Source organism: Novipirellula aureliae, from assembly GCF_007860185.1.
In the GTDB taxonomy this organism is placed as follows: domain Bacteria; phylum Planctomycetota; class Planctomycetia; order Pirellulales; family Pirellulaceae; genus Novipirellula_A; species Novipirellula_A aureliae.
Map to the genome: position 1 here is coordinate 373799 of NZ_SJPY01000006.1, position 22153 is coordinate 395951.

Here is a 22153-nt window from a genome sequence, read left to right on the forward strand (position 1 = left end):
CGACGTAAGCTACTACGTTAGAAAAGTTGGGGACGACGCTTACAGTCTTGCGATCACTGACAAGAGCGGAATGATACTTTCGATTGACACGTGGCAGCATGGGGCAACGCCTATGACGAAGGCAGACATTTTGAAGGGACTTGCAAAAAGCGGCGTTACTCCACCGATAGGATTCTGGGAGCGACTATGATGTCAAAAGGCAGAATCTTAGATATAAAAACAAAGTTTGAAGCAGCAAATTTACGCGTCATGCTTCCAGACGGTATTTCCGATCTGTTCGATGTTCAAAATGAGGTCATCCGTTGGCTTGTCGTTGATGAGTCGAGCGAAAAAGGAGTAGAAATCGAATTCCACCTTTTCGATGACTTGGGAGGACCGACTACGAAGTTAACCGACATCCTCTACGTGGTTTCGACTGACCGAAAGGCCAAATTATACTTTGATAAACGGGAGTCTTCAGAATGGCGGGAAGGACTGACCAAGTTCGTTAACCAGATAAAGTCGATGGTCGTTGTGTAAAGCCTTGCCCCACGTCCGGGACTGGGTCGTATTGTTGGTCGAGGCGATGCGATAAACCCCGGCTTGCTTGCTGACGACTTGGCCAAAACATTCTCCGGTGGTCGTTACAGCGAAGGTAAACGCTTCGCGGGGGTCAGACTTGATCTTCGGTTTTCAGGTGGTTCCGATGAATGCTTTCCATTCATACAAGGCGGACTATCGTGCCTCGTTTACCTCGTCTTGAATACCCGAACGCCATTTATCATGTAATCACCCGTGGCGATGGAAGAAGAAAACTCTTTCACGATGCGCGGCATTACGAACGATTTACTCAAGGCTTGAGCGATGAGGTCGATCGTAGTTCTTGGCTCGTGATAGCCTTTTGTTGGATGCCGAACCATATTCACGCGCTGATTCGTACCCCGAGACCCAACCTGTGCAAAGGAATGCAACATTGGCTTAGTGGCTACGCCAATTGGTATGCGAAGCGAAATCGCCGTACCGGGCACTTGTTTCAGGGACGCTACAAAGCATTCTTAGTAGAAGATGAGGGTTACTATTGGAATTTAAGCCGGTATATCCATTTGAATCCATGCATGGGAGGAAAACCGCTTGCATTGACGCCCGAAGCTTACCCCAACAGTAGTTATGGAGGATATGCGCGGAAGAGTCGTCAGCTTGACTGGATTGCCTACGAAGAGCACCATCGTTACTGGACAGGACTTCATGGCGGTAGCGACCCATTCTCAAGTTACCGGAAGTTTGTCAAACAAGGTCTAACCGGTGAAGTGGATTCAAAAGTCGATCGGTTGCGAGATTGGGTCTACGGAAGCGAAGATTTTCTCAAACGGATGTTGGCCATGGCCGCAGGAGAGGATGTTGATGAGAACGATCGTCGTATTCGCAAGACACATCCGCTCAGTGCAGAGCAAATCATTGGTGCGGTAGCGGATTACTACCACGTTGAGCCACAAGCTTATCGCATCTTCCGTAGTCCTGCGGGTGGCCGCGACTTGGCAGCTTACCTGTGTCGACGTTATAGTGGAATCACCTTAAGAGAACTGTCCTTGCAATTTGGATTGTCTCATCCAGACGGATCAGCCAATTTGGTACGACGGGCGAAAGCGAGACTAAAGGAATCCGTGAAATTGAGAAACGAATGCCAGAAAATCGAAGAGCTACTAGGACTGAAAACCGAAGATCAAGTCTGACCCCCGCGAAGCGTTCTGCAAAACCTCGGGGGTTTGGGGGCTGGTCCCCAATTCCGCTGGAGGAACAAAATCGGAGTTTGGAAATACTTTATTTCCAAACCGAACTTGACAAACCATTAGACCGTTGCTGACCCCCGCGAAGCGTTCTGCACCGGTCCCGGCGATCCCGACGAACTGCTGGCCGAACTCGCTTCGTTCCGCACCGCCAGCCGCCAAACGCTCGAACAGCTCAAGAGTGAACTCGCCACAGCACTGGCAGATCAAAAATGACCGCTATTTCAAAAGTCGGCAATGTTCTAAAATAAGGACAAGGCTTTCAGGCGAGTATTTCAGGCGCCTGAAATAAGCAATACCTTCATCAAGACGCAATAAGCACAAACGCAATGAGATCAGGCAGTTACGTCAAACAGCCGACCGACTACCGGGCGTTCATCCCGGCCAATCTGCCGCCCGATCCAGCCATTAACCTGGATGCAGAGTTGTTGAAACTACTCTCTGACGCGGATCGAGCGTTGGGCCGTTTGGACGGTGTCGCTACCGTATTACCCAATCCAGACCTGTTTGTTGCGATGTTCGTTCGTCAGGAAGCTGTGCTAAGTTCGCAGATCGAGGGTACGCAAAGCACGTTGCAGGACATCCTTGCCTACGAAGCCGATTCAGAACAAACCACGCAGCCGGGCGATGTTGAGGAAGTTGTCAACTATGTCGCCGCAATGAATCATGGACTCAGACGTCTACCCGAGCTTCCGCTCAGCCTACGTCTGATGAAGGAAATTCATGAAAAACTGCTTCACGGTGTCCGGGGCAGTGAATGGTCGCCGGGTGATTTTCGCAAGAGCCAAAACTGGATTGGTCCGCAAGGCTGCACGTTAGCCACCGCAGACTTTGTTCCACCACCACCTCACGAGATGATGCAAGCTCTCGACAACCTAGAGCACTTCATTCATGACCGCGAATCCTTACCCGTCCTGATTCAATGTGGGCTGATCCATGCGCAGTTTGAAACCGTCCACCCTTTCTTAGATGGCAACGGACGTGTGGGCCGACTGCTAATCACCTTTTTGCTATGTGAGCGGGAAATTTTGCAGCGTCCACTGCTGTATTTGAGTTACTACTTGAAGGCTCGCAAAGCTGAATACTACGACCGACTCATGGCGATTCGCATTAGTGGCGACTGGGAAAGTTGGTTGAAGTTTTTTCTACGAGGCGTTTACGAAGTCAGTATCTCGGCCACCAATGTTGCCCGACAGATCATGGAAATGCGAGAGCAACATCGTCATTTGATCTCCACTGAGATTACTGCTGCCGCCAACGCTCACAAACTGCTTGACCACATGTTCGAGAAGCCGACGTTTTCGATTAACCAAGCCAAAGACGTGATGGGATGCGCTTTTGCCACTGCGTCATCCGTCGTCGAGCGACTGGAGAAAATGGGACTGCTCCGCGAGATCACCGGACAAGAACGCAATCGTCTGTATCAATACCAACCCTACGTCAGCGTCTTTCAAAAGCTGATGCCTGCCGAGGAAGAAGGCAAGTCAGCATGAGCATCGCCCCCGAATCTGCGTCGGTTCCGACAACGGCCTCCTAGTCTTCGCCGCCACCAGAGCCTCCACACTGGCAGTCACCGCAGTGGCAGGAAGCGGTCAGCCAGAATCCCGGCTTAGCGCCCTTCTTCGACAACCTTGAGTCGTTTGTGGAGTTGCCCAAACGCATAGGGACAGAGCATGAGATTGGTGTATTTGCCTTCTCCCTAGCGGAGGTATAGGATTCTTTAGAGAGTTTGCTGACGCTTTTCTTCAGGAGGTGCGTGATGGTTCGTTTGGCCCTTAGCGAGGTGTTTGATCCACAGGAGGTGGTGATCGCCCATCTCTACAATCGGACCTGCCGACGCTGTTTCCTGATGGGATATGACCAAGTCTCTGGCAAAAACTTCGATTACCGGAAAGTTTGGATCGAAGAGTATCTGAAGCAGTTTGCGCAAGCGTTCGGCATAGATTTGCTAGCATTTTCGATTCTATCGAATCATTTCCATGTGATTCTGAGATCGCGGCCGGACGTCGTCGCGACCTGGGACGACGAAGAAGTGGCTCGGCGCTGGTTGATGCTTTGTCCACATCGCCGTAAGTCAGGCGGGTCGCCTTTGCCTCCGAGCGAGCCAGAGCTCAAATCGATTGCGGGTTGCCCGATCAAATGCCAAGAAATCCGAGGGCGGCTGAGTAGTTTCAGTTGGTGGATGCGGTTATTGTGCCAACGAGTTGCAATGCGAGCAAATCATGAGGACTTTGGGAAATGGTTCTGTAGTGTTGCAGGAGGCCCTGATTGCGTCGATTCAATGCGTTGTCACCGAACGCACCGCCGCTATCATCTTTGCCGCCGCGCTCGCGAGCTATTGACACTCCCTGACTAGGCGTCTCTTCTCCATTTTTCTTGTCGTGACCTTCTTTGCGATGCCGAAGGAAAATGTACGTACTCGTTGCGGCCCCTCCGAGGAAAAGATCCTATCTCACGGGGGCACACGCCCGTTTCCCAACGATCAAGTGCAACAGGCAACACATAATTCTCGGCGAAGTCCAATCGGGGTGATACTACACCACCTGACATCATGCTCTGTCCCTTCGTCTCCTCTGTCCCTTCGTCTCCTCTGACCACCTTAGAAATGATTGTCACCAAAGCAGGTTTGGTTCCCTGGCCTAAGCTGATGCAGAACCTTCGAGCAACCCGAGAAACCGAATTGCTAGCCCACTACCCTGCTAAGGATGTGACCAGCTGGCTAGGCAACAGCCCCAAAGTAGCCAACGACCACTACGCCATGACGATGCAGGCATCATTCGACCGTGCAGTTGTCGAGGGTGCCGAGATTGCAGGGGTAACCGGTGGAGTACTTTCAAAAGTACCCCCGAAAGTACCCCAGACATTGCAGGACAGTACGCCATTAAGCCAAGACACAAAAAAAGCCGATGCTGAAAACCCCGTAAATAACTGGGATTGTCTTGCATCGGCTGTTGCTGTCTTGCCCTTAAGCTACCCCGCAAGGACTCTCACAATCGCCTGGAACACAGGGAAATACGCAAATCGATCAATCGGCGGTCCCACAGGCGGTCCCATTGGTGCACGGGATCAATGATCTAATCAGCGAATCGATCATCGAACTACAGCGAGAAGTGCTGGCGATTATACAGAGGATGGACGAAGTCTCACAACGCGATCTAGCGGGCATAGCGAGGGGTTTGGACAAACAGGCGAAGCAATCCAACTAGGGTGCAACGGAGGTGCCGTCTAAACTGCAGAAGATCACAGCTTCCGAAGAGCAAACAAACGCATGATTTGCCGTTCTCGATCGCGAGGCCGTCAAACGCGAGTGTGGGGCGTTGTCGATTGTTCACAGGTCAAGTTCGGTTCATTGATCACGAAGACGCTGCTAATGGCAAAGGGAGTGCAGGCAATCGGATGTGTTCAATTGGAAACAGCGAACTAGATCCGCTCGTCGGTACTTGCATGACTAACTGTCTTGCTCGTTCTGCAACTGGCGAAAAAAAGTTTATTGTCACATTGCATAACTCATTGAGCCGGTGCGGTGAACAGCTCATTGCACCAGTGTCGCCAGCTCAGTGCAGTATCGATTTTGGTTTAGCTGCAATGCCGCTACCTCGCTAACCCATCATGGCCGTCGTGCCTGCCTTCTGTCTTGTTGCAACACGACAGCGGATCGATGACGACCGAGGACACGCGAGCACAAAAGGTGACAGCGGGAGAGGGGCAGCGACAACGCGACCGTGGCAAAATGAAAGGCTCCCCGTCGTTCACTTGAGACAATCGATGGAATCAAATCGTCAATCTGTTTTTTTGACCCGCGACCCCCGGTCGGCCCAAACACGGTACCTAGTTATCTAGCAATCGTACCGTTTGTAATCGTCCCACACGATGAATGTATGAGCACCGAAGGTGTTGGCAGAGTCGTCAGGGGTTGCCGTCGCAAGCCTCCCGACACCCCAGCTTGCTCAGTCATCGCAAAATTGGATTCAAATAAGTCATGTGATGCAGGTTGCGACAGAACTGTTGGCATAACCGGGCCGTCGCGGTTGATGCTCCATTTGAAAACGCGCGATCGGCGGCTCCGCGTTTATGCCTTTGTTATGCCAAAATCTCGCGAAGTAGCGTTGCCTTCTGTTCACGAATGAAATTCAACTCATTTTCTTCGGTCTCGCTCATGTACGTGACATCAAGGGGGAACCTGAAGGCATGGGGCGAGATTGACTCGCGAATTGAAGGAAGTTCCTCGCGAGTTCGATAGACTATCAGGATGTCTACGTCGGATGCCTCGACTTCCTGATTGACGATCGACCCAAACAAATACACGCTGGACTCGATTGGGAGACGGCTCAATGGACGCAACGATTCAATTACATCTGAAGTATTAATGGTTGAGTGCTCCTAGTAATTGGCCCCATTTCAGTACACGCACGCCACAGTGCTTTGCTGCTGTAACGCTCTCTCCAGACGCTCTGCAGTTTGGATTTGATGCGAGAATGATGTCACAAGTGCCGAAACGGTCGATACCATCTCGAACTGACTCCGCGGTTAGATCGTAGTCATTCAAGGCCAATACGGTCATAGGCTGTCGTGATCGACGTTCAATGCGATACAACCGATTGTTTAGGCGTTGAACATTGGTGACAGCCGTATGCTGGCGCAGGCCGCGCAGAATGAATCGCGTCTCTTTCGGAAGGTAGTTGCGAAACTCCCGTTCACGGGCCGCTCTATAGAGATCACCTAGTCCGCCTATGCCAATCGGGCGGGATTCTGAGAATTGGATAGCCGACTGATCATAGAGTGCATCCTTCTTTATATTCATTGCGAATTCAATATCGCTGGAGGTGCACAGCTCATTAAGGTCTGTCGAGCGAACGGTTTCGACCGACATCGTTGCAATATGTACCGGTCGTTGAAGATTCTTGACCGACAATTCGATTTGGTTTGTGTCGCGTGCATTCGCAGACTGGATATCTTCATAAGATATCAGTTTGCTACAAGCCCAATTGGCAGACCATGAATCTTCCCGCGTCATAGCTAGTCGGCAAATAGCCGCTCCATGTCGGGAGGAAATTGCGATCCGTTCTGATCAGTTTCCCCTAGATGCTTAGCCTCAAAGTCGTCGACGTGCTGTCGAAACAGTTCAACTGTCTTGCGTTCGTCCGGCGTCAACATGACGCAATTGGCGTCACACGCAGTCAATAGCCGACGGTTGTTGGGAATAATCTTCACCCGAATCTTCCGGAGCCACTGGATGGGCATTGAACTCTCGGGGTTGAAGCGTTCTTCCGTCATCGGACCGTATTGCTCAAAGATGGTGTGATTTTCGGCGAGCAGCGGAGTGATGAAGTTTCGCGTTTCTTCTCTCGTATCGAAGGACACTACGCCAAACAGATTTGTGATCTTTTGTTTATGTGTCTGTTTCCAATTGATTACAAGTGCCTCGGGGTATTTGTCCTCGGCCTTGTCAATAATTGTATGGCAGGTTGGGCAGAGCAAGATGAGGTTTGTGTAGCGTCCGCGTTGTTCAGCAGTCAGCGTTGTGTTCGCCCTGGGTCCATCATCAGCCGCGCTGATGATGTGCGCCATTTCTGCAACATGCACAGTGATATCTTCGATATCACGAAACAATTCGGATAAGCACTCTGGATTCTGACAGAAGCCCCCCGAGTCAGCGAACAAACGGAGCTTTGTTTCTGTCGTTGGGGCAATTCGCCCTTTGTCACAACCTGCGCGCCGTTTCTTCGGCTTATCGTTCTTGGCTACAGTTTTCTTCTTCACGAAAAACGACGCCTTGTAGGCATAACGAAGTAATTATCCCTGGTTGGGACAGCGATAAGTCAGTCACGGGGGGTGTTATCACCGGTTTGATTGAGTGTTCTCGCCGGGGAGGTGAGATCGCCTCTTTGAGTATTCTCACCGACGCGGACTCCCCTGTCAAATTGCGGGCCGGCTTCGGTGGCTTTGCTGCACAGCCTGCTACCACGCTACTGCGTGCACCTCGAAGGAATCAAACCCCGTTGCGATGGACCGACGGCGATTGGGATGGTCCGCTGTTATGCCATTTCATTTCGCACATGCCGATTGGTCGAGTCAACGTCTTGCGAGCACGCTTAGCTGAGGATGATATTTCGTTAAGCGAGTTCACTGACATTGACGGTGTGCCCATTGAGTCGTTTGCAACGGAGGATGCCTGCGAACAATCCACAGGCTTTGGAAGAGGTTCGGCGATACATCGATCTGGCGACCACAAGTCACAAAGAGATCGTCATGTACGACATGTGTTATGGTCGCTTTTCAGATCGTCCCTACGCATGGCCGGAACTGGAAACAGCGATGTTGTTGGTTCGACTGTACGCAGCCGGTGAGATTCTCTTCATGCGTGTTGGTGACGCCATCAAACATGATGATCTCAACTCGGCACTATCGGAAACGAAAAACTGGCGAAAGATCACCGTGGTTCGAAAGGTGACTGCCAAGATCGAGGATGTGAAGAAAGCTCGTGAGCTTGGCAAAGAAGTTTTTCACGAGATGGGACCAGAAACGGAGGATGGACTCTACGCATTTTTGCGAAAGAAGCTAGAGCATCAACAGTCGTCTCTAAAACGATACTCCGAGCTTGCCGAAGATGGTCGCTACCCTGGTAAGGAAACCATTGGCGATTCATTGTCCACGATCAAATCCTTGTTGATGGTGGATGAAAGCAATCGATTTTTAGAACGCTTCAACGAGAACAAAGACAGTCTGCTCCAGCTATCCGACGACTTCAGTGACCTAGAACATTTCTTTGAGAGTCAGAAGCCGACATGGGACAAGATGCTCAAGGCGGAACAACAATTCAATCTAAACCAGCGTCAGCTTGAACAGGACGCAGATGCCAAAAAGGCGTTGGATCGTCTGAAAGTAATTCGCACTGCTGCTGAACCTTACGGGATGGTACAGGAAGTTAGTCCGCTTGTTCTTACGGTGCAGCAGGTCAATGACAAGCTAGTAAGCCAACAGCGAGAAAAATCACTCGGGCAGATCGAAACACAGATCCAAGCGATTCGACAAGAGCTTGCGGCGGCAGGTGATGATCCTGGGTTGTCATCGTCGTGTTTGAAACCGCTGGAGTCCGTCAAGAGTCAAGTGACTGGTCAAACTAGTTTGGCTCACATTACACAGGCAGAAACGGATGCAGTGAACCTGAAAGATGCTGCTATTGCAAAAATTGGTGATTTTCTCGCTCAGCAAGTAACCAAGAAAGCGACAGTCGTTGCTGAGGACGGTTCTAAGAAGGGAGGTGGAGTCGGTATCGTAACTCCCAAGTTCAAGAAACCAAAGGTAGTTCACCCAAAAACACTGACGACCAAGACTTACTTGGAAACACAAGAAGACATTGACGAGTTTCTTACCGCACTTCGGAAGGAACTCGAAGCAGCGATCAACAACGACGAACGAATTGAGATTCGCTAGCACAAACCAGGACCAACAGCATGTACCAGACCGGCGGCACTATCAAAGAGATACTGGAGTCAATCCAGCAGAACAGGTTCGTCCTTCCGGCGATCCAGCGTGAGTTCGTTTGGAAACCCGAACAGATCGCACGACTGTTTGACAGTCTGATGCAAGGCTATCCGTTCGGCACGTTTTTGTTTTGGAAGGTCGATAAGCTAAACAGCAACAAATACAAGTTTTACAGCTTCGTTTGTAACTATCATGAACGAGACGCTCCGCATTGCCCTCAGCTTCCAATTTTCCACGATACTGAACTCACGGCAGTTCTCGATGGGCAGCAACGACTGACAGCGTTGAACATTGGACTATGTGGATCGATGGCTTGGCGGGTGAAACATGGTCGCCGAAGCAATCCAGATGCGTTCCCTGAAAAACATCTTTTCCTCGATCTCCTTGCTGAGCATGGTGACGACGATGAGAACAGTGAGAAGTATCGTTTTAAATTCTTGACGAATGAACAAGCCAACGAAAGTAAAGATAGCGAATGCTGGTACAAGGTTGCCGACGTTTTGGCGTTTACAAATCCAACATTGGAGATGATTCAGTGGCTGAACGCCCGATTGCCACAGAATAGGGTCGAAGCTGCTTGTGGTCCACTCAATCAGCTCTACCAAGTCATCCACAATAAGAGTTTGCTTTCGTTTTACGAAGAAAAAAGCCAAGACTTGGAGAAGGTTCTCAATATCTTCATTCGCATGAACAGCGGCGGCACAGTCCTGTCGTATTCCGACCTACTGCTTTCGATTGCCGTCGCACAGTGGACAGGCGATGCCCGCAAGGAAATCCACACGCTCGTTGACGAACTCAACAACACCGGCGATGGATTCAACTTCACTAAAGACCTAGTCCTGAAGGCGGGGTTGATGCTGGCCGACATCGGCAGCGTCGGATTCAAAGTCGAGAACTTCAATCGTAAGAACATGGGGATTCTCGAAAAACGATGGCCAGAAGTTAAAGAGTCGCTGAAGGTCGCAGTCCAATTGTTAGCCAGTTTCGGTTTCACTGAGAAAACGCTAAGAGCCGACAGTGCATTGCTGCCAATCGCTTATTACGTCCGTCACCGCAAGCTCGACAGCAAGTACCTCACAACAAGTACGAATTGAAGACAAACGAAGATGAATGCTTTGACGGAATCCGGTTTCGCAGTTCGAAAGACGGAAAGGGTTGCTATGTGCTATTCTGCGATCAAGACGATTGTTTGCCAGATGTTGATTTGCGGCGGCGAGAACAACAGCTTGAATTAGACCAGGGATCTGTGAGGCGACTGGACTCAAGAAGATGGGCAACTGCGAATTTGGGAAGAGGAAATTAAAATGGACACCAAACAACTCACCGAAGCCCTGAGCAAAATCTACGACGAAGAACACCAGCGGATTGTTTTTTGGAACGATCCGCAGCAGGAGTTTGACCGAACCGTGGAGACGCTAGATCTCGATGGTATCAATGTCGTCAGACTCGACCAAGTTGGCAGCATTGAAACGAAGCTACGGATCGAGCGTGAAGAACCCGATGCCAAGTTCCTGTTATACGCTCCAACCGAAGAACCAGAGTTTGAAGACGACATCCTGCTCGACATCCGTTTGTATAGCCGCAGCTTTCGAGCAGATCGTTCGTCCATCATTCTCGATGAATTGGGACTGGCTCGGCAGCACCTTCGCAGCCATTTGACACTTCGTCGAAAGTTCTTCGACAACAAGGAACGGCTTGGCAAGCTCAAGCAATTGGTCAACGCTGACGACAACGAGTTGGACTTAGATCGCAAAATGTTGGCGGTCATCACGAAGGCCGATCAACCTGAGCTTTTTAGCATTGTTCGCACTTTGTTCCAATCGTTCACCGAACAAGAAGAGATTGACCTAGAAACGCCGCCGCCAAACTGGACACAAATCGAAAAGTTCGATCTGGACGGATCTTTTTGGAAGATGGTTTCCACGGCATTTGGTTACGAGGAAGAAAGTCCGACGCTGCAAAAACTGCTGATGCGGTTGATGTTGTCCGACTTCGCTCATCAACTTGGAATCAATGTCCCCCCTGCAATCCTGAAGTATCAGTTGAGCCGCAGCGGCACACGCAACGCCGTCGTCTGTCTCGCCCAGTGGCGAGACAGTGCAAAGCAAGCCACCAGCTTCAACATTCTGTCAGATGTGATCGCTTCCGCAAGCATACTGTGTCGGGGTTGCTCAAGCTGCTGTATCCCAACGAGGAATATGACAAAGAAGCTGTACGTCGCTGTCTCGATTACGCATTGGAAGTCCGCCGCAGAATCAAGGAGCAGTTGAAGAAAATCGGCGGCATGGAGTTTTACGATGTTCACTTCAGCTACATCGACGTGGAAACTTCCGAAGAGAAATTTATCTCCGTTCAAGAGCAAGGCGGCGGTTCTCTGATCCCTGATGGTCCCTTGAATCCTGGTGTGATGCACACTGTCGCCACAGGTGGAAATGATTCACATCTGGGGCTATATCGACTCGAAACGCAGGTCACCAGTGGCAACGGATCGCTGAAAATGTCGGGACTTGGATCAAACATGAAAGCCAAGGAAGCGATCAAGGTTGGTTTCGACTATTTCAAAGCGAACGCTAGCGGCGTCAGCGCATCGGTTAAGGTGGGCGATCACGACTACCACTTGCACATCATCGAACTCCACAATACCGGTCCCAACAGTGCGATGACATTGACCACGTTTATCGCCCTTTGTTCGGCGGTCCTAGCTAAACCAATTCAAAGTCAGATGGTCGTGTTAGGCAGCATGAGTCTGGGCGGCAACATCATTCCCGTCGAGAACCTAGCCGAGTCACTTCAAGTCGCCCACGACGCCGGTGCCAAACGAGTTTTGCTACCGATGGCCAGCGTCAGCGACATCCCAACAATCCCCGGCGAACTGTTCGCCAAATTCCAAACCAGCTTCTACTCTGACCCCAGAGACGCAGCGTTCAAGGCGTTAGGAGTCGAGTAGATTCAGGCTGAGGCGGTTAGCAGTTATGAATTGCCGGATGACTTTCAGCCTCGCATTCCGGCTCAGCCGAGTACAAGTGATGGGGACTACGACCACTACGGCGAGATGATTGAATAGCGGGCATGTCTCCATTTGGGGACATGGTCTATCTACACCGATGTGCGACAAACATACGATCGATGAATTAGAGGGGGCGTTGTCGCGGCAACTAGGCTGGCTGAGGTTGGGGCGGTCCAAAACGGTTGCAAGCTGCCGCAATGCTGACAGTAAGCGGTCGATCGGGATAGATCTTAGTGATGATCTTTTCGCGGAAGGACCTCGCCTCGTCGATCGAGATGACAACCCCATAGGTGCTATTGGCGTAGGCGGTGACGCTACCGTGACCTTCCTACCGTCGCCATAACGCGACGATGCTTTTTGGAGACACCAACATTGTGTCGGTCGTGCTCGCGTGGTTCTAAGGTCTTGGCTCCACGTTGACCGAGAAGACGGGTACATCGTGAATGTGTCCGCAAAATATCATAGAATTCTAAAAATATTCTCCAATGTCTCAATAGGCTTTCGCTGTGCTTGCAACGTGTTTGAACCCTCTTTGAACTCTCTTTACAACCACTTTCCAGAGACTTGCAGTTCGAGGTATGCATATGCCCACCGTTGCATTGTTTTAAGCGACTTAATTGGACCTTGCACTGGACTGACAAATCATTAGAACAGACCATTCTCTGTTCGACGGACCAGCATCACATGGCAGGTGGATCGCTTCCACTGTATTTGCGATCGGCCAACCCATTGCCCTTAATGCGTTGGTCGCGTCAGGCGTCCTGGAAGAACGCGAAGATGCGTACTAATTCACCCAAAGACTATCTCTTCCCAGCACCGCAGCGGCCGTTGTGCTTGGCCGATCGGCAAATGGTTGGACGGAATGGAAAGATAAAAACGGAACGACGTTAAGCGAAATCCATCGGGACACAGACGAAGACAACAACGCGGATACTCAATCAACGACAGAGGGCTAAGACGATGTCAAACGGCGAAGACGGAAAGAAGTGGTTGATCGGTCGCGACGATTCGCTGGCCGACGGAGACTCCGATTCGCGGTTTGAAAACTACGCCGCGAAGCAAAACAGAGAACACAAGCAACAGGGGGTCGGTCAGGGTGACCCCGTTGATCGTTCGGGTCTAGCAAGCTACCGCAAACGCGAAAATCTTGAGCCTCCCGCGACAACAATCTCCATCGCGGATCGAAGGCTGATTGATCTTCTCGACGAGTACGCATGGGTTCTCAATGACTCTTGGTCGGTTCCCGACGATCTCTCACCAAGGAAGTTTTGCCCGTCCGAGGTGCCGAACCCAAGATGGGACTCGTTGATCTGCCGACTCTTGCGTGATCGCGGTTTTTCAGCAGAAGTTGAAGAACTCGAAGGCGCGATGAGGGAATACAGGCAATTTGCCCGTGGATTTCCGTATCGGCCCCTTCAGGACGATGATGAAAATTGGTCTTATTTCGTTAACAGGGTCGTACAACCGGCACGGGAACCGTCTGCTTGGATGTGGCGACTTCTCTCGGATATGCGACAGGTGGTCGCCAATCAGTCGGGCATCCCAAACAGCAATGAGTTCGGTTCTTTAGGTGCGAATGAAGCTCATTCAGAAGGGTCGGAAGTCCCCCCCGCTGAACACGAGGCTTTTATTGAAGATGCCAACGTTGATTCAACCGAAGTCGTATTAATGCAGGAGGCACTTAAGACTGTCGTCGCGAACGGGCTTTCAGGAGTCGTGGCGATAGCGGCAAATGCCACATCGGCAGAGAGGGCCAGTGCTTCAATGAACCGATTGCTAGATGAGGACGCAAATCGCTGCGATTGGTCTCTAGAGAAATGGGTTCAGGAGTTGAGTTCGCGAAAAGAAAACTATTCAAAGAAGACAATCCAAGCTACAGCCAAGATAAAAGGCGGTGGATGGCAACTGTGCTTGAAGATGCGAGAGGCTAAGAAAAAGGACCGGCTGGTTTCCAAGGAAACTGGAAAAGATTTCTCATCGTCGAACCGTTTATAAGGAACTTTGGTTTCCTCAGAGGAAACTGAGAAGGTTTAGGAAACCAGGAGGCGGGACTTGTATACAAGTTCCTTCACTTCCTACATGGAGTTCCTTACATGGCCCATTCAAAGAGACGTCCCAGAGATCGGGACAAAATTGCGACACTGGTTCGCATTTTCCGAAGTGCCGTCACGAGCGGCGATCAAGTACTACGGGATGCTACTGCCGCTGAGCTAGCCGAGTACGGCATTGAGCTTGGCGATACATTCTCAGCCTGCCAGCGACAAGCAGACGGCACTACGGCACCAGGTTCGAGCGTGGGAGGCGGCACCCATGAGTAATGTCACAATTACCACCGTCTTATCAGACGATGACCGAGCGGCAATTGTCCACGACGTGATAGCTGCCTTCCGTCAGATCATGGCTGAAGCTCAGGAGCCGCGTCTAGTTGACGGCGACAGGCTAGCAGAGCTACTGGAAGTCAGCAGGCCCACCGTCGATAGGAATCGGGCCGATGGTGTTATTCCTAGCATCACGATCGGGCGGAGGCGTCTGTACAGACCCGATGCCGTGATTGATGCTCTTGAGCGTCAGGAGGGTAGCACCAATGCCTAGAACCACACAGAAACCGATTGTCGATTCTTACGCGACGATGCAGAGCAATAGCGATGATGTGGACCTGGGCGGTGATACGTCCGCAGTGCCGAGTCAGATTGTTACTCTTGCCTCATTTATTGCCAATCACCCGAAGCAATCGACACCCGTGATTGATGGCTTGTTGCGTTGCGGCGAAACGATGAACGTGATTGCAGCGTCAAAAATTGGCAAGACATGGCTCGTGCATGGTATGGCTCGTTGTGTCGCTACTGGCAGCGATTGGCTGGGCTATCCCACTCGACGGGGCCGGGTATTGATCGTAGATGCTGAGCTACACCCTAGCGAGCTGGTTCAGCGTCTACAGGCCGTGGCCCCTGAGTATGCGACCGTAGCAGACTTTCCGATTGACGTTATGTCGCTGCGGGGTCGGATGGTGAACATTAACCAGTTGGCTGAGCGGCTGAGGACGGACGTAGCACCGGGACGATACGCGGTGATTGTGGTTGATGCTCTTTATCGATTCTTGCCCAAGGGATGCAGCGAAAACGACAATGCCGCCATGATGGCGATTTACAATTGTTTGGATGGCATTGCTGGCCGTACCGGGGCAGCCATCGTTGTTGTCCATCACAGCAGCAAGGGCGATCAGTCGGGTAAATCGATTACCGACATGGGTAGCGGTGCAGGGTCGATAGCACGGGCGACAGATACGCACCTTGCGATACGTCCACACGAAGAAGAAGGGCTAGCCGTCTTGCAGGCCGTTTGCCGATCGTTTTCACCACCGGACGACATATCGATCAGGTTCGATTTTCCGCGATGGGAGCTGGCGTCCCGGGAGCCACGATTAGCTACCCGACAGACTACGGGCGACGAAAAGCAAAAACGCCTAGACACCGAGGCAGATGACGCCATACGAACAGCACTCAATGGCAAGTCGCTATCTGTATCGCAATTGCGAACCGCTACCGGGATGGGACCGGATCGGATACGGCGAGCGTTGTCACGACTAAAAACGATCAGCAAACGCTTGAAGAACCGGAGCACCGGCAAGAAGTCCGAACGGTTTCGATTGCCAAAACAACAGGATGGTTGAACGGGAGGTTGAACGGACGGTTGAACGCATACAACCACCGTCGTCAGCGGTTGAACGACGACGCTTATGTAATAGGCGTCGTGTCATCAACCGACGTAGCAGGATTGAGAAGAATGGTGTGCGTGCTAGTCCGAGTTCCCTTTTATCGATCAATGCAAGCTGTTTTGAAACTAGATAGCCAAAACACCTTTTGTTCAGCGTCAAGCAAATGCGAGTAAAAAGCAATGAATGTAGTAACGAACAAATACGGCAAAGCGTCGGATGGACCTTTGAGGCAATGGCTATGCAGGAACTAAACAGATGCGACAAACTGCCGCTTGAGTTTCAAGCAAAGCCTATTGAGTTTCAGGGTTGTTTCTGGCGTTCGTGATGAAACAACCCGTAAACGAAGAAATCACGATGACAAAACATGCGCACAGAACTAGGAAAACTGGTCTTTGGCATGTTGGCGGCGTAGTATGCAATCGTCGCGGCTAGGCTGATCCCCGAAAACCGGATTACACCACCGGCTGCCGTGGCGTTTCTTTCCTTGGTGTTTTGTAAGGTGTAACGATGGCTAGCTTACGTAAAGAATCCGACCGAGGCCGTACTGGGTGGCGGCTGCGGTTCTATGTCGATAAGAAACAGCGATCACTCTATTTGAGCGATCCGAGCAAGCGACGGGCGGAAAGCGTGATGCGTCACGTTGACGAGCTTGTGAGGGCCAAGGCTGCGGGCGTTAGTGCCGATGCCGCTACCGCAAAGTGGGCCGATGATCTTGATGGGCGGTTGTTTGATGCGTTGGCCCGTATCGGTCTTGTCGATGCGAAACGCAACAAGAGCAAGGGCGATGCAGGACGCTTGCTAGGTCCGTTCTGTGATGCGTACATAGCGAGCCGTACCGATCTTGCCCAAGGGACGATCGACAACTATGGGCACGCCCGACGGTTGCTTGTTGAGAAGTTTGGGGAACGATGCGTTATTGGTTCGATCACTGAGGGCGATGCAGAACGATGGCGACGATGGCTCCTTACCATCGTGGTCAAACGGGATGCCGATGGTAAGCCCACTAAGACGATGGCTGAGGCGACAGTGAGCAAGCACGTCAAACGAGCCAAGACTTTGTTTTCCGAAGCGGTAAAGGACCGTCTGCTAACCGAGAATCCATTTCTAGGACTCAAAACCAATTCCGAGGTGAACCGCGACCGCGACCACTACATTAACCGGCAGACGGCAACCAAGGTGCTTACCGCTTGTCCCGATCACGATTGGCGTTTGATCTTTGCACTTGCCCGGTTCGCTGGTTTGCGACGATGCGAGGTTCTGGCGTTGACCTGGGCGGACGTACTCTGGGACGTTGACCGGCTACGGATCGATTCACCCAAGACGGGTTTGCGATTCTGCCCGATCTTCCCTGAGTTGATGCCGTTTTTGAGAGCGTCGTTTGAAGCGGCCCCCGATGGTGCCAACCGATGTATCCAGCGATACCACCGGCTGGCGAACCTTGGGACGCAACTAAACCGGATTATCGAATCGGCGGGGCTCGTTCCCTGGGAAAAGACTTTCGGCAATCTGCGGGCGACCCGTAGGACCGAATTGCAGGAACGCTATCAAGATCACGTCGTCAATTCGTGGATGGGGCATTCAAGCAAGACGGCAGCGAAACACTACTTGCAGGTAACGGACGATCACTGGGCGGCAGGGGCGACGGCAGAGACCGGGGAGCCGATCGACACTGATTCGATTTATGGCGGTCTTGTGGGCGGTCTTATCAATGCCGATCAGGACGCCTCTAGGGAAATCACCGAACACGAAAAAACCCGTAAAACACTGGGTTTTACGGGTTCAGGATTCGTTAGGGTTACCCCACTAGCTACCCCGCAAGGACTTGAACCTTGAATGGCTGGACCAAAACCAGCTGTGTTGCCAATTACACCACGGGGTAGGAGTAGGCGAGAGTTTAGTATCTTTCTCGGTTATTGAAAAGAGGAAGTTTCGACTGTTTCTTGCGTTCCTTTCTTTTTTTTTGATTGCAACCATTTTTCTGCAAGTGCAACGAAATTCTTGCGGTCTTTGAGATTCTGCGGACGTCGAATCATTGTTTTCGCGATTAACTATTGAGTTTGCACTGCAAATGCAAGTCTCTGTAATTCGCTGGCCAGGTCAACGTTGACGACCGCGACTTTGGAGCCCAGTTTCAATGTAACGGGCGCGAAATTCAATAATCCACTGACGCCTAGCGAAACCAATTGGTTCGCCACTTCGGCCGCCTGGGCCGCGGGAATCGCCAGAATTGCCAAATGTGGCGGTTGGGCCGATAGTCTTGCTTGCATTTCGGCGGCGTCATGAATGGGGACCCCTCCGACAACCGTTCCGATTCGGGCGGGGTTGACGTCGAAGGCCGTCGTCAACGTGAAGCCGAGTCGCGAAAAACCGCGATATCGCAGCAGTGCGTCCCCTAGAGAGCCCGCGCCGATCAGGACCACCTCCCAGCGTTGGCCTGACCCGAGCACCTTGCCGATCTGTTCGAGCAGTTCTTCGACGTCGTAGCCGACTCCTCGCCGGCCGCTAGTTCCGATCGTGCTGAGGTCGCGGCGCAGGATCGCGGCCGAGACGTTGACGAGTTGCCCGAGTGTTCGGCTGTTGATCGTCTCGGTGCCCGCTTCCCGCAGACGATGAAGCTCACGAAAGTAGAGGCTGAGCCGACCGACCGCAGGCCGCGACAGCTGGGCGCGCGAGCGATCTTCAGCCTGGTCATTTCCAAGTGACAATTCTTCCGACAATGATTCTTCCATCGGTGACTCGGACGACATGGGGAACGCCATTTTTTTGTCGAGATCGGGAATCGCGGGATGAGTCTGGTACGGTGTATTCTGCGAAGGGCAGTGGGTGCTAGTCACCCTTAGTGTAACCTATTTTCGCCAGCCAAGAAGCTTGATAAAATAGGGCTGCCGAGCGTGATTCGCTTTCTGCGCGAAGTCCTTCACAAGGTTATTTTTCGATGTCCTACGGCGACTTAAATCCTTATGCGGCACCGGCTGAAACCGATGCGTATCGTGGATATTCCAATCCACACCCTCCTTTGGCAACTCGGGTCGAACGCTTTGTAGGTTCTCTGATCGATAGCTGCCTCACCATTCTCGTGTTTTTTACCGTTGGGATTCCGTTGTTTTTCGCGATCGCTTACTTCGGAGTTGAGTTTGACTTCGATCGCCCCGCATTTGATTTTTACGGGGATCTCGTCGCCGCGTTGTTTGCGGCCGTTTTTTTTATCATCATCAACGGCTACTTGCTGGCAACCAAAGGGCAAACCGTAGGCAAACTCGTCATGAAGACACAAATTGTGTCGGAAGAAACCGATCGCATTTTACCACTGGGGCGGTTGCTTCTTTTGCGTTACGTGACGATTTGGATCGCAAGCGGTTTGCCGGTCGTGGGGGGCTTCATCAACCTAGCCAATGCACTGGCTATCTTTCGTGCGAACCATAAATGCATCCACGATGACATTGCGGGAACCAAAGTCATTAAGTTGCTAAGCTAAAACGATCGTCTAGCCGGCATTCGTCAATCGCTGGCGGAGAAGTTAGCGAGGCAGTCGGCTTCTTGCAACATTTGATCGACCATGGCACGGACCGTGCTACCTCTGCTTTCTCGCAGCACTTGTTTTGCAAGTTGTTGCATCTGTGTTAGAGATAGTTTGGAGAGTACCGATTTGAGTGGCAAAATTCTTGGTGATGATACCGAGAATTCTTTTAGCCCCAGTCCCACGAGTATGGCAAAGCAGGCAGGATCGCTAGCCATCTCTCCGCAAATGCATAATCCTTTCTTGTGTCGCTTGGCGACGTCGACCAAGTGGGCGATCGCTTGTAGGACCGCCGGGTGCAGCGAATCATAGTATCGCTCGATGTGAGAATTGCCTCGGTCCGCCGCCAGCATGTATTGGATCAGATCGTTGGTGCCGAGAGCAAAAAAGTCGACCTCGGTCGCGAAGTGATTGGCCAACAAAACGGCAGCGGGAACTTCGATCATGACGCCAAAGGGCACGTCAGGAATCGACCATCCTTCCGCTTCCAGGTTCTGTTTGGCTACACGTACCACCTCTTTGCAAGCGATCACTTCATCCATGCTGCTGACCATCGGAAACATGATCTTTACATTGCCATGCGTCGACGCCATCAAGATTGCTTCGATTTGAGTTTGAAACATTTCGCGATGGTCTAGCGAGACACGAATACTACGCCAGCCTAAAAAGGGGTTGTCTTCTTCGGGCACTTCAAAGTACGGCAGCATTTTATCACCGCCGATGTCGAGCGTTCGAATCGTGACCGATTCTCCAGCGAACGATTCGACGACAATCCGATAGATATCGTACTGCGTTTGTCGATCAGGAAAATTGGTACGTGCCATGTAAGGAAACTCGGTACGATAAAGTCCGACGCCTTGTGCTCCATAGCGATGAGCTAGTTCCAAATCGCTGACCAGGCCGACATTGGCACGCAAACAAACGCTGGTTCCATCGCTCGACAGTGCATCGCGATCTTTGAATTCCAACAACTGTTCCTGCTGGCGGACGCTATCGGCCTTCAATCGTTCGTACTCCGAGCGGATAGCATCGCTGGGCTCGATATGCACACAACCGCTGTTGGCATCGAGAATCAAAGAGGCCCCGGAGTCGATGAGTTGCAGAGCATCTTTGACGCCGAATAGCGATGGGATGCCGAGTGACTTTGAGATAATTGCTGCGTGTGAATTGCGGTCTTCGGATTCGAGGATCAACCCCAAAATCATATGATGGTCTAGCGACGCGACATCCGATGGCATTAGTTCTTTGGCAACGATGATCCCTGGATGATGTAGCTGTACCGATTCACTTTCCTCGCCGAGCAGTTTGGCGAGCAACCGTCGACCAATATCTTCTAAATCGATCGCTCGCTCTCGCAGGTAGGGATCATCGATCCGCCGAAAGGCAGCAACGTAGTCGGCCAGTACCGTTTTGACCGCGTTGACGGCACTCGATCCCTGATCGATTTTTACCAGTAGCTTATCGATCAAAACACGATCTTGAAGGATCATTAAATGGCTATGGAAAATGGATGCGTCGGCATCACTCAATCGGTCGGCAACTTTTTTCTCTAAGCAGATCGTGTCGATTCGCGCTGATTCCAGTGCCGATTCGAGCCGCTCTCGTTCACTTTCCATATCGAGCGATTCATCGTCCAATCGGTCCGTTAATCCAAACGCGTGTCGAATCAAAACAGCTGGGCCAATCGCGAACCCGGAAAAAGCGGATTGGCCACGAAGAGCCACTGGTTTTTCACAGCATTGTTTGTTTTTGATTTGCTCGACTTTCGAAGCATTTGCATCAGCTTGTTCGCGTTCGAGCTGGTCGAGTAAGCGGGCACTCGCGACAACGGTTGACAATTGAAACGCGATCGTACTTAACGCACTCATCTCAAGAGGGCTAAACCAGCGTGGTTCAATCGATTGGATCGCCAGCACGCCGATGAGACTTTGCTGATTGAATAACGGAATACCAAGAAACGAGTGGTATATTTCTTCGTTTAAAGATTCGACGAATAGAAATCGCTCGTGTTCCTGAGCCTCATTGACATTCACAATGCCGCCCGTTTCAGCGGTATGCCCAATCAGACCTTCCCCGATGCTTAGCGTGACCTGGCCAATCAAGTCGGTTGATAAACCGATCGTCGCCCGCAGCGTTAGTTTGTGATTGTCGTAAAGGTAGATCGAGCAGGCTTCGGTATGCATCCGCTCGGCAACCAGCTGGACGATGTTTCGCAGGGTTTCGTCGGGTCCATGCGAATCGAGAATCAGCTTCGTAATATCTTCGAGTGTCGATAAACCGATTCGTTCGCTTTGCATGGCTTCGGGGCTGCTTTGGGAAGTGGGCCTTGCAGCCCTGAGAACCTATCCGAAAAGGGGTCTGACCCTTTGGAGGTATGTTGATTTTTAGGGCGTTTTTGTCCTTGCCGGAGAGGGTCAGACCCCTTTTCCGATGGGCTCGATGCGTCTTGCGTTTCCCTGCGGTGCAACCATCATACCAGCAGCATGATCGTTTCAGCATCATCGTCTCGCCAATTTGTGCAGGAAATGAAAATACTCTCGTTCAAACTGGCTTCAGGGCTCCCATCTTAGTGTTTTCGAATTGCAAAAAATAGGTGCCGTGAATGCCTGGGAAATAGGCGTGGTGCCTGTTTTCTGGGCGGTTGTTTTCGTTAGCGTGATTGGTCA

General features: G+C 51.5%; 22 protein-coding genes, 1 tRNA gene and 1 pseudogene. 17 read left to right on the top strand and 7 right to left on the bottom strand.

Going from position 1 to position 22153, the window contains the following annotated elements:
* Positions 1-90: 90 nt before the first annotated feature.
* Complete coding sequence (locus Q31b_RS19130) at positions 91-519, top strand: hypothetical protein (protein WP_146601250.1); 429 nt, start codon at positions 91-93, stop codon at positions 517-519.
* A 200-nt stretch (positions 520-719) separates the two neighbouring features.
* On the top strand, positions 720-1709 hold the full coding sequence (locus Q31b_RS19135) for a transposase (RefSeq protein ID WP_197171843.1): 990 nt from the start codon (positions 720-722) through the stop codon (positions 1707-1709).
* On the opposite strand, the gene Q31b_RS28455 is transcribed toward Q31b_RS19135, so the two are convergent.
* Positions 1680-1973: a hypothetical protein gene (locus tag Q31b_RS28455; protein WP_197171845.1), complete on the bottom strand. Its 294-nt coding sequence runs from the start codon at positions 1971-1973 to the stop codon at positions 1680-1682. The genes Q31b_RS19135 and Q31b_RS28455 overlap by 30 nt on opposite strands.
* A gap of 119 nt (positions 1974-2092) precedes the next feature.
* On the opposite strand from Q31b_RS28455, the gene Q31b_RS19140 reads away from it, so the two are divergent.
* From Q31b_RS19140 to Q31b_RS28465, 4 genes are all read left to right on the top strand, one after another.
* On the top strand, positions 2093-3256 hold the full coding sequence (locus Q31b_RS19140; protein ID WP_146601252.1) for a Fic family protein: 1164 nt from the start codon (positions 2093-2095) through the stop codon (positions 3254-3256).
* 266 nt (positions 3257-3522) lie between these two features.
* A complete protein-coding gene (locus tag Q31b_RS29115; protein WP_231617696.1) occupies positions 3523-4119 on the top strand; it encodes a hypothetical protein in 597 nt (198 codons plus the stop codon).
* A 195-nt stretch (positions 4120-4314) separates the two neighbouring features.
* Entirely contained in the window at positions 4315-4836 is a 522-nt protein-coding gene (locus tag Q31b_RS28460; protein WP_197171847.1) for a hypothetical protein, read from the top strand.
* Positions 4837-5031: 195 nt separating this feature from the next.
* Positions 5032-5187 carry a hypothetical protein gene (locus Q31b_RS28465; protein ID WP_197171849.1) on the top strand — a complete coding sequence of 52 codons (156 nt, stop codon included), beginning with the start codon at positions 5032-5034 and terminating at the stop codon, positions 5185-5187.
* A 656-nt stretch (positions 5188-5843) separates the two neighbouring features.
* Here Q31b_RS28465 and Q31b_RS19155 read toward each other — a convergent pair.
* The 3 genes from Q31b_RS19155 to Q31b_RS19165 all read right to left on the bottom strand — a co-directional run bounded on the left by Q31b_RS19155 (position 5844) and on the right by Q31b_RS19165 (position 7346).
* Positions 5844-6095, bottom strand: a complete 252-nt coding sequence (locus tag Q31b_RS19155) for a nucleotidyltransferase domain-containing protein (RefSeq protein ID WP_197171851.1) — start codon at positions 6093-6095, stop codon at positions 5844-5846.
* A 31-nt stretch (positions 6096-6126) separates the two neighbouring features.
* Positions 6127-6633, bottom strand: coding sequence for a hypothetical protein (locus Q31b_RS19160; protein WP_197171853.1), 507 nt, complete (start codon positions 6631-6633; stop codon positions 6127-6129).
* Between the two features lie 146 nt (positions 6634-6779).
* Positions 6780-7346: a hypothetical protein gene (locus tag Q31b_RS19165; RefSeq protein WP_197171855.1), complete on the bottom strand. Its 567-nt coding sequence runs from the start codon at positions 7344-7346 to the stop codon at positions 6780-6782.
* A gap of 585 nt (positions 7347-7931) precedes the next feature.
* Between Q31b_RS19165 and Q31b_RS19170 the strand changes: the two genes are divergently transcribed.
* The 10 genes and pseudogenes from Q31b_RS19170 (at position 7932) to Q31b_RS19215 (ending at position 17803) form a co-directional block, all read left to right on the top strand.
* Positions 7932-9197 carry a hypothetical protein gene (locus Q31b_RS19170; protein ID WP_146601256.1) on the top strand — a complete coding sequence of 422 codons (1266 nt, stop codon included), beginning with the start codon at positions 7932-7934 and terminating at the stop codon, positions 9195-9197.
* Positions 9198-9217: 20 nt separating this feature from the next.
* Positions 9218-10342, top strand: a complete 1125-nt coding sequence (locus tag Q31b_RS19175; protein WP_146601257.1) for a DUF262 domain-containing protein — start codon at positions 9218-9220, stop codon at positions 10340-10342.
* 210 nt (positions 10343-10552) lie between these two features.
* The gene (locus tag Q31b_RS19180) at positions 10553-11518 is read left to right on the top strand and encodes a hypothetical protein (RefSeq protein ID WP_146601258.1); all 966 of its coding nucleotides are present in this window, start codon (positions 10553-10555) and stop codon (positions 11516-11518) included.
* Positions 11407-12195, top strand: a complete 789-nt coding sequence (locus Q31b_RS19185) for a S16 family serine protease (protein ID WP_390622336.1) — start codon at positions 11407-11409, stop codon at positions 12193-12195. Before Q31b_RS19180 ends, Q31b_RS19185 begins: the two co-directional genes overlap by 112 nt.
* Before the next feature lie 875 nt (positions 12196-13070).
* Positions 13071-13211 (top strand): annotated as a pseudogene (locus tag Q31b_RS19190) (DUF4357 domain-containing protein); the annotation flags it as partial.
* Between the two features lie 4 nt (positions 13212-13215).
* Complete coding sequence (locus Q31b_RS19195) at positions 13216-14250, top strand: hypothetical protein (RefSeq protein ID WP_146601260.1); 1035 nt, start codon at positions 13216-13218, stop codon at positions 14248-14250.
* 98 nt (positions 14251-14348) lie between these two features.
* Entirely contained in the window at positions 14349-14573 is a 225-nt protein-coding gene (locus Q31b_RS19200) for a hypothetical protein (RefSeq protein WP_146601261.1), read from the top strand.
* Positions 14566-14847: a helix-turn-helix domain-containing protein gene (locus Q31b_RS19205; protein WP_231617698.1), complete on the top strand. Its 282-nt coding sequence runs from the start codon at positions 14566-14568 to the stop codon at positions 14845-14847. Before Q31b_RS19200 ends, Q31b_RS19205 begins: the two co-directional genes overlap by 8 nt.
* Positions 14840-15925, top strand: a complete 1086-nt coding sequence (locus Q31b_RS19210) for an AAA family ATPase (RefSeq protein ID WP_197171859.1) — start codon at positions 14840-14842, stop codon at positions 15923-15925. Before Q31b_RS19205 ends, Q31b_RS19210 begins: the two co-directional genes overlap by 8 nt.
* A gap of 552 nt (positions 15926-16477) precedes the next feature.
* Positions 16478-17803 carry a tyrosine-type recombinase/integrase gene (locus Q31b_RS19215; RefSeq protein ID WP_146601263.1) on the top strand — a complete coding sequence of 442 codons (1326 nt, stop codon included), beginning with the start codon at positions 16478-16480 and terminating at the stop codon, positions 17801-17803.
* Here Q31b_RS19215 and Q31b_RS19220 read toward each other — a convergent pair.
* Positions 17778-17849: transfer RNA gene (locus tag Q31b_RS19220), tRNA-Gln, on the bottom strand. The two genes, Q31b_RS19215 and Q31b_RS19220, sit on opposite strands and share 26 nt — an antisense overlap.
* A 169-nt stretch (positions 17850-18018) precedes the next feature.
* The gene (locus Q31b_RS19225) at positions 18019-18804 is read right to left on the bottom strand and encodes a redox-sensing transcriptional repressor Rex (protein WP_231617699.1); all 786 of its coding nucleotides are present in this window, start codon (positions 18802-18804) and stop codon (positions 18019-18021) included.
* A 101-nt stretch (positions 18805-18905) separates the two neighbouring features.
* Between Q31b_RS19225 and Q31b_RS19230 the strand changes: the two genes are divergently transcribed.
* Positions 18906-19445, top strand: coding sequence for an RDD family protein (locus Q31b_RS19230; protein WP_146601264.1), 540 nt, complete (start codon positions 18906-18908; stop codon positions 19443-19445).
* A 23-nt stretch (positions 19446-19468) separates the two neighbouring features.
* On the opposite strand, the gene ptsP is transcribed toward Q31b_RS19230, so the two are convergent.
* Entirely contained in the window at positions 19469-21784 is a 2316-nt protein-coding gene (gene ptsP / locus Q31b_RS19235) for a phosphoenolpyruvate--protein phosphotransferase (RefSeq protein WP_146601265.1), read from the bottom strand.
* Between the last annotated feature and the right edge of the window lie 369 nt (positions 21785-22153).